7 protein-coding genes are annotated in these 9,400 nt (G+C 41.6%); 3 read left to right on the forward strand and 4 right to left on the reverse strand.

What is annotated here, in order from left to right; genetic code table 11:
• Positions 1-204 precede the first annotated feature (204 nt).
• Positions 205-708, forward strand: coding sequence for a hypothetical protein (locus tag LDL35_RS12480; protein WP_304022930.1), 504 nt, complete (start codon positions 205-207; stop codon positions 706-708).
• Positions 709-910: 202 nt separating this feature from the next.
• On the opposite strand, the gene LDL35_RS12485 is transcribed toward LDL35_RS12480, so the two are convergent.
• Both LDL35_RS12485 and LDL35_RS12490 read right to left on the reverse strand, forming a co-directional pair.
• Positions 911-3,154, reverse strand: a complete 2,244-nt coding sequence (locus LDL35_RS12485; protein WP_304022933.1) for a hydrophobe/amphiphile efflux-3 (HAE3) family transporter — start codon at positions 3,152-3,154, stop codon at positions 911-913.
• A 21-nt stretch (positions 3,155-3,175) separates the two neighbouring features.
• Positions 3,176-4,525: an S-layer protein gene (locus LDL35_RS12490; RefSeq protein WP_304022936.1), complete on the reverse strand. Its 1,350-nt coding sequence runs from the start codon at positions 4,523-4,525 to the stop codon at positions 3,176-3,178.
• A 151-nt stretch (positions 4,526-4,676) separates the two neighbouring features.
• Between LDL35_RS12490 and LDL35_RS12495 the strand changes: the two genes are divergently transcribed.
• On the forward strand, positions 4,677-5,996 hold the full coding sequence (locus tag LDL35_RS12495; protein WP_304022938.1) for a PAS domain S-box protein: 1,320 nt from the start codon (positions 4,677-4,679) through the stop codon (positions 5,994-5,996).
• Between the two features lie 217 nt (positions 5,997-6,213).
• Complete coding sequence (locus tag LDL35_RS12500) at positions 6,214-7,404, forward strand: ammonium transporter (RefSeq protein WP_304022941.1); 1,191 nt, start codon at positions 6,214-6,216, stop codon at positions 7,402-7,404.
• A 28-nt stretch (positions 7,405-7,432) separates the two neighbouring features.
• Here the strand turns inward: LDL35_RS12500 and LDL35_RS12505 are convergent, their stop codons facing one another.
• Both LDL35_RS12505 and LDL35_RS12510 read right to left on the reverse strand, forming a co-directional pair.
• Positions 7,433-8,332: a PEGA domain-containing protein gene (locus LDL35_RS12505; protein WP_304022943.1), complete on the reverse strand. Its 900-nt coding sequence runs from the start codon at positions 8,330-8,332 to the stop codon at positions 7,433-7,435.
• Between the two features lie 200 nt (positions 8,333-8,532).
• Positions 8,533-8,907 carry a desulfoferrodoxin gene (locus LDL35_RS12510; RefSeq protein WP_304022945.1) on the reverse strand — a complete coding sequence of 125 codons (375 nt, stop codon included), beginning with the start codon at positions 8,905-8,907 and terminating at the stop codon, positions 8,533-8,535.
• Positions 8,908-9,400 lie beyond the last annotated feature (493 nt).

Genomic DNA, 9,400 nt, shown 5'->3' on the forward strand with positions numbered 1-9,400 from the left:
CATCATCTACGTTATCTCCTTTATCCTGGGGATGCTCATCAATCTGGTAATAGAAGCTCCGTATATTGGTATAATCATTGCATTATTCCTCTGGCCTTTAGTCACCATTTTAGAATCCCGGTACTTTACCCTGTTGTATGAAGAATCAGGGGAATAATCCCCTCATTACTTCTTATAGCATGAGCAGGATATATCCATAAGAGCATGGAGTCTGCCATGGGTGAGAGTTCAGAAAAAGCAAGTAAAACGAATTCTACAAACTCATTTTTTACCAGGCCGGCATTTCTGTCACTAACGATTGGGGTTCCCTTCTGCTTGTTTAAAATTCTCTTTGGAATTCAGTTTATTCGAGCTGCAGAGATTCATAGTCAGCCATATTTTATCTATGCCGGATGGGTTCTCATGATCTGGGCCGGGGCTGATCTGCTCATGAATCTTACAAGAGCCGGATTTGATATTATTGACAGTGCGGGAAAAATTGAATTCTGTACTCTGGCTCAGATAGGAAGGTATCTTAATGCTTCAACGCTTTTCCTCGCCATAGACACCCTGATCACCTTTTCAATCATATGCCTTGCCTTATGGTCCGGGTGGATAGTCTATCTGAATAAGACTGAGGCCATGTTATGGTACAGTGCAACCACACTGAATCTGATAAGCCTCTCACTTGTGAGTTTATGGACCGAGATTAAACGGAAACTGGAATAATTCCGGGTTATGCTTTAAAAATAGCAAAAACCGTTTTAGTATCATGAATTGTATAAATCTCAGAAAGTTCTTCCTGCCAGATATCGATACGTCTAAAGCGATCATAAATCCAATTTAGGTTATCAAGGTAGCGATCTTTCCGCACCTGATCCATACTATCATGTTTGTTATCACAGGTAATGAGAGTATCAGAAAAATAGAGTTATTCTTTATGAGGATGATGAAAGACTTTATCCTCAATAGTATGGACATCCCTGATAAGTTCATCCAGAACAGATAACACAGCCGGCATTATCGCAACCGCTCCGATAAGTGAGAATAAAACGGCAATAACGGTGGTCAGACCAAAATTACTGATCATATTAAAGTTCGAGAGCATGAGTGCTGAAAACCCAAAGAATGTTGCAAACCCGGATACCATAATCGCTGACCCTATCTTTCGAACACTTTCACGGATTGCATCAATTGTGCTTGCTGCTGTCTCCCGTTCTTCAAGATATCGTTCCATGATAAGAATTGTGTATTCTGCTGCAACCCCTATGGTCATAGATCCAAGACAGGCAGTCATTGGTGTATAATCGATATTCAGAATGAGCATGGCGACAGCATTCCAGCCGACAATACAGACGATGGGAACGATTGGAGTTACGGCATGAATCTTCCGATAGATAAGTGCAAGGAACGCCACTATCAGAATGAAGCCCAGTAATGTCATCTCCTCCTTACTTTCCGAAATGTCTGATATCAAAGTCGTAAAGAGATCAAAACTTCCGGTAATAGAGGCACTAATTCCCGGTGGCGGAGTGAGAAGCACCAGATCATTCGTCATCTGTGTTTTGAGTTCATCCTGTTGTGGCATCTCAAGACGCTTGGTAGAAAACTCTATTACCGTCTCTGTCCTGCCATTCACAAACTCGTTTCTGACTCCTTCCGGTATTTTGGATATTACTTCATCAATCTCAAACTGGGTTTGAGGGACGGTCCCATTGTTATAAATTTTGATATAATCCACAATACTTGTGGACCCGGTGATCTCCATATACAAACTGACTTCATTCTTTTGGAAGGTCTCTATCCATGTGAGCACATCAGGAGAGAGGACATTATTACCGGTAACAAGGATGGGAACCGGTGTAGTAGACCCGATTGTTCTGCTCACTTTATCAAGAGATATCTTTGCCGGCATATCAGAGGGGACAAAGGTCCGTTCACTGGTAGAGATGGGAATTGAAGGATCAACCTGAAGTCCGATAAATGCAAAGAGGACGGCAACCATAAGAATTGGAAGAGGGTTTTTCGCAATGGTGACTGCAGTCTTTGAAAGGACCAGATCTGCCTTTGTCGGTTTCTCCTCTCCATGAATTCCTTTTGGTTTATATTTGATTAATACTGCGATGAGGGGAATACCGATGAGCGATGTCATGTAACAGACGGCAACCCCGATGATTGCGACAAGACCAAATGACCGGATCATGGGAACCGGAGAGATGAACATTGCAATAAATCCCATCGTGGTTGCAATCATCGCAAAAAGAACTGCCGGGCCGGTTCTGGTGATGGTAATTCTGACCGCATTAGTTAACGATCCTTTTCGTGCCTCCTCTTCCAACCTGGCATGAAATTGAATTGCATAATCAATACCAAGCCCAATAAGGACCGGGAATGCGGCAATGACTGCAGTGTTAAGATATACACCGCATAGTCCCATAATACCAAAGGTCAGGATTAATCCGATTGCAACAATTAAAACCGGAATGAACCGGTGACTGACGTATGCAAACAAAAGTCCGAGAACAATAACCATCAGGACCATGGCACCCATAATCAGGGTTCCCATGGATTTACTCAGTTCCTGACCCATCTCCTGCTGGAATACCGGATTTCCGGTTAATGTTACCGTAACACCGGGTGGAGGATGAGAACTGTTCAGGAACGACCTGACATTATTCATCACACTCTTCTGTTTCTGATCGGTCATTCCCACATCCAGTTTGACCATCATCATAGTCAGCAGATTGGAAGGAATGTATCGGGATAAAACTTCAGAGGGAATACTCTCTTTAATATTTTTAATTTCTCCTGAAGAACTGGGTATATCTCCGTTATTTGCCTGTTTCACAAGGTCTGCTATACTTGAAACCGAGTTAATATATTGTAAATTCTTCAGGCCCGGCGTAATTTTATCCAGGTATGCGATAACATCAGGGCTTAAGGGATCATTACTCTCAATAAGAATGACAAGGGTATCCTGGCTGAATGTATCCTCATAATGAGAGAATGCAATACCTTTCGGGGTGTTCTTGTCAAGGTATGTTTCATTTCCGGTTTGCATCTTGAGCATCGACATTCCCACAATCGAAGCGATAAAAATGAGACAAAGTGCTCCAAGAACCAGTTTTGGCCGGTTCACTATGAGGGATGAGATGCTTTCAAAAATGGAACGCATGGTGGATCTCCACAAGGTTCCTTAAACAGACGCAGGTTTTCTGCGAGTGGTGTGGTACCGGTATGCGGCACCAATGATTAGAATCAAAATTACGGCGATGATGATTGGATTGGAGAGTAATGCTGAGAGGCCATCTGGTTTGCCCGCAGTTATCTGAACTTTGATGGTATCTGATATCTGGCTGTTATCAAGAGCATCACGGTATCTGATCTCTGAGTCAAGACCGTATGTTTTTTCGATTGCCTCAGCATTGGTGGTCATTTTAAACCTTGCTATTGCAGATTCACCTGGTTTTATGTCTCCCAGGTATGCAAGATCATCATCACTTGAGAAGGGATCAACTGCACTGATACGGGCTTCAGAGCTGTACGCCGTAGCATCACCATCATTCCGGTATTCCACCTCGATCACCTGTTTGCTGCCTATTGTTACCTTTGGCGGATCATTTACCATGGTGAATTTTATCTTCCCACCGACCGGGATACCGATCTGCTCAGCGGGGGTCTCAAGGTTCTCTCCATCAGCATTCTGATAGGTTACCAGCACCTCAAGCGGATATTCCTGCGGTTCTGCATCGCGGGTGACTGAAACTTTGAATTTTGCATCGAACTCGTCACCAGGTTTAAAATCGCCTATGTATACTGTACTGTCAACCGGAACAACCGGAGAGTTTCCAAATCTGGATAATTTCGCAATTGCCTTACGACCGGTGTCTGCCCCACTGTTCCGCAGGGTAATGGTAACAAATCCCTCCCCGCCTGCATTGATATCTTCAGGAGTGACTTTAATGACATCCAGGTTTATTGCAGATTTTACAATAAATGGAACATTCAGTTCGATCTTCTTGGTATTATATCGGTTCACAACACTGTCGGTTCCAACCTGCTCAGCTGCAGCAAGATAGGTATATTCAATTCTGACCGGGAGGCTGTATGTTCCTGCCTGACCATCATCTTTAACTCGTATCTGGAATTTCACCGGTTTAGATTCAGAGCCTTCAATATCTCCGACCATCTGGGTATCTGACTTGATAAGTATTGGTGCCCCGTCAGGGAGAAGGGTAACTCTTACCATTTTGGCAGTAGATGGGACATCATCCCGATCAACAATCCCTGACTGAACCATTTTTATGTAGTTCAGACCGCTGTTTTCAATCAGAATCGGGAGTTCTATCGTCGATCCCGGGGTAAACTCATTTATTCCGGAGATGGCCGCAGATAAATTCGGCTCACCTGAGAGATATTTTGTTCCGGCAGATACCGGAGAAATACAGAATACTGCCAGACATAATCCAATAAGGATAATACATGGCACCCTGAAAGAATCCAGGGTTTTTTTTGGGATACATTCTGAAAACACTGGTTTTGTCATGTATAGTACACCTGAGTTGGTTTCACTTGTGTATATGTTCGTGGTATAGAACAGTATATAATAGTATTGTTTATGTGTTACAAATACGTGTTCCACATCTGTGTTAGCAACATGAGTAACTTATTTCAGTAACGAATGCAAATCACTAGGTATGCATCGGTTGGCTGATGAACTGGCCCACATCAAGGATCTACTCCGTAATCATCCGCAAGGGATGAGCGTTACTGAGATAGCATCTGCTCTTGGGCGGAACAAGCACTCAACCGGGCGTTACCTGGATATCCTCCATGCTGCAGGACATGTAGACCTGAGGACTTTTGGAATGGCGAAAGTGTTCACCCTTTCATCACGAGTCCCCCTCTCAGCCCTTCTCTCCTACACTACTGATCTTGTACTTGTTCTGGACCGTAACCTGAGGATTATCCAGGGAAATGATCCCTTTTTTGAACTGCTTGAAATCCAGGGAAGTTCTGCTCTTCAGAAAAAGATTGACCAGGTACTTCCTCGAAATCCTGAAAATTCAAAATTCTTAAAAAATCTGTCTGATTTTCTCACATCAAGGCAGGAAACATTTGAAATCGTTCGAGAGGGCCATGAGCGAAGATTTTTTCGGGGGAAAATTATCCCGACCGTATTTGAGGATGGCAGCTCTGCTGATACCATAATTCTTGAAGATGTGACATTGGAAAAGGAAGCGCTTACAACCCTTCAAGAGAGTGAGGAATTCTTCCGCAGTGTTTCAGATCACCTCTCTGATGGTCTTATTGTATCTGAAATAAAATACGGAAAGAAGAAGGTAATCTTTCACAATCAGCGCCTATGTGAGATTACGGGATATTCAGCAGATGAAATTCATAAGATGCGACCAGAAAATCTGGCGATACCAGAAGAAAAAGAACGATTTGAAAAGGCACTCAGGGAAGCCGAGCACAATAAAGGATCCATGAAAGAACTACGGTTCTGGGCAAAAAGAAAAGACGGAGAGTCAATTTATCTTTCAATCCGTGTCAAACTTGTTCCTTTTGGTGATGCAATCCGTGGGTATATTCTTATCACTGATATGACACAGTGGAAAGAGCAAGAAGAAGCCCAATTACTCCAGGCCAATCTGATACAGCGACTTATGACGAATTTTCCGCATCCTATCTTTATCATCAGGGAGGATGGAGTATTTTTTATTGCAAATGCAGCATTTTGTGAGCTGATAAAAGCAGAACCTGATTCTGTAATCGGGAAACAGGTAAATCAGGTAATGTCCGATGAGATTGCACAGGAATTTCTGAAAGGAAATGAAGATCTGGTAAATCAAGGTGCTGTTTCTCATATACATATGGTAACCCGGTTTTTCAGACCTGATGGAACGATTGGAGATGTGATTATTGAAAAGTCTCCGGTATCCGCAGGTGATAACACACTGAATTACATCTTCGGTGTTGTAATTACAGAAGATATGTGCCCCCTTAAAAAATAGTCATTACAGATCTCTCTACACAATTCCATTCATGGAAATACATTTTTCTCGTTTGGTTCTGCGCTCTTGATATTGCCCTGTATAATTATCTCAATAATTATCGAAAAGGATATTTTTCATTCCTTTAATTAATAAATTTTATATATGGTGGAAATTACTTTCTTTCTATCACGTGATCCTGAAAACACCGGGATCTGGTGTGTATGGTGAATATTGTATGCAGGCAGTTGATACCGCATTTGTATTGATTTGTACAGCCCTTGTCATTTTGATGACATTTGGCGTTGGATTTTTTTATGCAGGCCTCGTCCATCGGAAAAACATTATCTCAATGATTACTCTCTCATTTCTATCATTTGCTTTGATCTCTTTGCAATGGATATTTTTTGGATATACTCTGTCATTTGGAACAGATATCATGGGGATAATCGGATCAACAGAAAAAATTGCCCTGATGAACGTCTCGTTAGACGGGGATAAGCTTCCGGAAATGGTATTCATGGTATTCCAGATGGCTTTTGCAGGTATTACTTTAGCCATTGTAACGTCCGCCGTAGCAGAACGGATTAAGTTATCCTCATTTCTACTATTTGGATTGGCTTGGTCTACGATCATTTATGATCCTATCGCTCACTGGGTCTGGGGAGGCGGCTGGGCACAACAGATGGGAGTTCTTGATTTTGCGGGAGGCATTGTCGTTCATATTTGTGCTGGTTTTTCTGCCCTTGCCCTGGCATTTGTTATCGGGAAACGAAGAGGGTTTGGAGAATATACTCTTTCACCATATAATATCCCATTAACGCTTCTTGGTGGCGGGTTGCTCTGGTTTGGGTGGTTTGGATTTAACGCAGGATCGGCTCTTGAAGTCAATACAGTTGCAGTCAATGCTTTTATTGTCACCAATATCTCTGCAGCTGCAGGAACTTTTTCCTACATGTTCACATCCTGGTATTATGGAAAACCAAGTTCTCTCTCCATGATATCCGGCACTATTGCCGGTCTTGGTGCCATTACCCCTGCTGCGGGGTTTGTAGGGCCGATGGAAGCGTTTATCATTGGGACTGTTTCAGGGATTATCTGTTATTATGCTCTGGTTTTCAGACTTGCCCGCCAATGGGATGAAAGTCTTGATGCATGGGCTATTCATGGATCAGGAGGGCTTTGGGGAACTCTGGCAGCAGGCATTTTTGCAACGGCTGCAATAGGCGGGGCTAATGGCCTTATTGCCGGAAACCCTCAGCAACTCATCACTCAGGCAGGAGCTGCATTTGTCATCCTCGCCTATTCATTCATAGGAACATGGATCCTTGCATTAGCGATAGATAAAATCATGGGCCTGCGGGTTAAAGAAGAGGAAGAATATGTTGGTCTGGATATTTCCCAGCATGGGGAGAGCTCCAGAGCCTGAATTTTTTCTCTAAAATTTTAAGAACGAATCATCCGGCCTGTACGAGCGCCGTATCTATGGTAATGGTCTCACCAGGTCCGGGAAAAATCCATTCTATATGATCAGAGTAACCTGAATGAGATATCACCAGTTTATACCGATTTGGAGGAATATCATTCAGCTCCAGATATCCCTGAGCTGGCACTTCACCAAACCAGATACCATTAAGGAGTACATCTGATCCTGACGGATTTGATCGTATCTTCAGGGTTGATGACATGGGCATGAGAGTTATGGGGATCATATGCAGATGAACATTTGTTGAACGATCCTGCCGCGTAAATACTATCTCCTTTTTCTCCTGATATCCGGCAATACGTCCAAGCACGGTATGCTGACCATCATTCAGTGGTCCAATCATAAGAGGAATATTTCCTGACGTAATTCCTCTGAAGATACCATCAACAAGAACTTCTGTATCCGGCGGAGTAGAAGTAACGACAAGTTCTTTCCGCTCATAATTTGGAATAAGAATAACCTTTATTGTCAATTTTGAGTTGGGCATGACTGATAATTGTTCATTCAGATATGATTTATATCCGGTTTTGTACACAAAAAGGGTATGGGTTCCTTCAGGAACGGATGTGAAAGAATAAGGGAGAGGAACAGATAAACTCCCATCTAATTGAGCAAGACAACCATCAGGATCAGAACTGACAAAGATCGTACCAAACATTGGAGCAGGGGAGAGGCGAACAAATATTTCCTTTTGTGTTCCAGGAGTAATATTCTCATTGATTGCATAGATGCTGCTATTGTATCCGTCTTTTCGAAATTCTATTGTCCATGGAGGGTCAGGTGCATTATCAGGAATGTAAAGTAGAGGAGTTTTCCCAGAATACTTCTCAAAAATGTATACATCAGCACCTGCTGGATCTGAATAAATCATATAGGATCCAAATAGTCCTGACGACTGATTCGTATCTGCATACACATTGGAAATTACTATAAAGATACCTATAAAAATGAACCCCCATCTCATCAATGAAAAAAATTTCATGCAGAATCCCTGAAATGAAATGGTATGTGAATATGATAAATCAATCGGAATCAATCGGAATGAATGATTTATAAACAGATGAGAAAAATTTAATGAGATATCCAGAATCCATGCTTATTACAATAGATTCTGACCTTCTTTACTGAATCAAACGGAACACAAAATTCTTTTTGAGGAGCATCACCAGGCTTTAACGTTGATGTCTGAAGATACGTATCCCCGATTACTTCTATCCACTTGATATAATGATCATCTACCATTGGATGAGATACCGACCCGACTTTAACATTAATTCCTGAATCAGTTTTTTCAATAACTGGAATGTGTTTCTCCTTCCCTTCTTCTTCACCCTGTTTCTCTGGAATGTGTGTCATCGGCTGATTACAGCAAACCAAAGTTCCTTTTCCTTCATTTACAATAAGTACCATCTGCCCGCAGATGTTACAATGATATAGCTCAAGCATGATTATCTGATTGTGAATTGTATGTTCTGACTTTTATACTTTTCATAACAGAGTCAGGGTAGATAAAAGAGAAAAAAATCCCTAATATGAATTTAAGGATATTCAGATATAATCTTTAAATCGTTCGTATAGTCAGAAAATATGAAGATAAAATTAGGAGAAGGAATCAATGAAGATGACGAGCCCGTTGAAGAAAGGATCTTTTTCACGGGTCTCATCAATCCCCCCAGCTTATCTGACTTTTATGAATATATAAAAATATGCCATGCAATAGAGTGTATAAAATTACTTTAATATTAATAAAACCCAGATATTTGAACCATATTTTTATTATAAGTATATTATAGGGTTTTATCGTTTCATTCATCATACACTAATCATGAACCAGTGATCCGGCTATCTGATTTGTAATATCGGGATCAAGGCTCTTTGCTTTATGAATCATTTGATATGCCTGCTGTTTTTTCCCAAGTTCATCCAGTATTTTTGCCTT

Source organism: Methanospirillum hungatei, assembly GCF_020216685.1.
Classification (GTDB): Archaea; Halobacteriota; Methanomicrobia; order Methanomicrobiales; family Methanospirillaceae; genus Methanospirillum; species Methanospirillum hungatei_B.

Bases quoted from the DNA above. Each gene is read 5' to 3' on its own strand.
- LDL35_RS12480 (WP_304022930.1), top strand. From the start codon at position 205: ATGGAGTCTGCCATGGGTGAGAGTTCAGAAAAAGCAAGTAAAACGAAT.
- LDL35_RS12485 (WP_304022933.1), bottom strand. From the start codon at position 3,154: ATGCGTTCCATTTTTGAAAGCATCTCATCCCTCATAGTGAACCGGCCA.
- LDL35_RS12490 (WP_304022936.1), bottom strand. From the start codon at position 4,525: ATGACAAAACCAGTGTTTTCAGAATGTATCCCAAAAAAAACCCTGGAT.
- LDL35_RS12495 (WP_304022938.1), top strand. From the start codon at position 4,677: ATGCATCGGTTGGCTGATGAACTGGCCCACATCAAGGATCTACTCCGT.
- LDL35_RS12500 (WP_304022941.1), top strand. From the start codon at position 6,214: ATGCAGGCAGTTGATACCGCATTTGTATTGATTTGTACAGCCCTTGTC.
- LDL35_RS12505 (WP_304022943.1), bottom strand. From the start codon at position 8,332: ATGATTTATTCAGATCCAGCAGGTGCTGATGTATACATTTTTGAGAAG.
- LDL35_RS12510 (WP_304022945.1), bottom strand. From the start codon at position 8,907: ATGCTTGAGCTATATCATTGTAACATCTGCGGGCAGATGGTACTTATT.